The 763-nt window shown below is 74.2% G+C and carries 1 protein-coding gene; it reads left to right on the top strand.

All coding sequences use genetic code 11. The features are described from left to right. Positions 1 to 575 (top strand): ABC transporter ATP-binding protein (locus tag VQ02_RS28350; RefSeq protein WP_048447596.1); only part of this gene is annotated, 575 nt, incomplete at its 5' end. Positions 576 to 763: the final 188 nt, after the last annotated feature.

Raw genomic sequence — 763 nt, 5'->3', positions numbered from 1 at the left:
CGCGGGTGGCGCTCGCCCGCGCCCTCGTCACAGGGCCGAAGGTGCTGCTCCTCGACGAGCCGCTCTCCGCCCTCGATCCGTTCCTGCGGGTGCGGATGCGCACCGAGCTGAAGCGGCTGCAGGGCGAACTCGGCATCACCTTCGTGCACGTCACCCACAGCCAGGAGGAGGCGATGGCGCTCTCCGACCTCGTGGTGGTGATGAATGGCGGGCGCATCGAGCAGGCGGCCGATCCCCGCACGGTGTTCGAGCGGCCGGCCACCGCCTTCGTCGCCCGCTTCATCGGCGGCCACAACGTCATCGCCCTGCCCGACCGGCGCATCGCCGTGCGGGCCGACCGGATGCGCCTCGGCCCGGCGGCCGGCCCCGAGGCGCCGAGCGCCCGGGTGGTCGCGGTCGAGTACCAGGGCAGCACCGTGCACCTGAGCCTCGAGGCGCCCGACCTCGCCGCCGATCCCGGCGCGCCGCTCACGGCGATCCTGAGCGACCACGCCTACGCCGAGAGCCCGCTGACCCTCGGGGACACGGTGCGGGTGGGCTGGCCGGCGGGCGAGGCCCACCGCCTCGACGCCTGACAGGCCGCGGCCCCCCAAAACCCCACCCACGAAACCCCGAGAACGACGTCCAAGGGAGCATGACAACGAGAACGAACACAAGACCACCCGCATGTCCCGCCGCCGCCTCCAGACGGGTGCCGCCGCCCGCGCCGGCACCGCCCCCGGCTGCGGCACCGACTCCGGCCTGCCGCCTATCCTCCAGTCAC

It is taken from the genome of Methylobacterium variabile (assembly GCF_001043975.1).
Classification (GTDB): domain Bacteria; phylum Pseudomonadota; class Alphaproteobacteria; order Rhizobiales; family Beijerinckiaceae; genus Methylobacterium; species Methylobacterium variabile.
The sequence above is the reverse complement of the archived record's forward strand: the minus strand, read 5'-3'. Positions and strand labels throughout refer to the sequence as shown.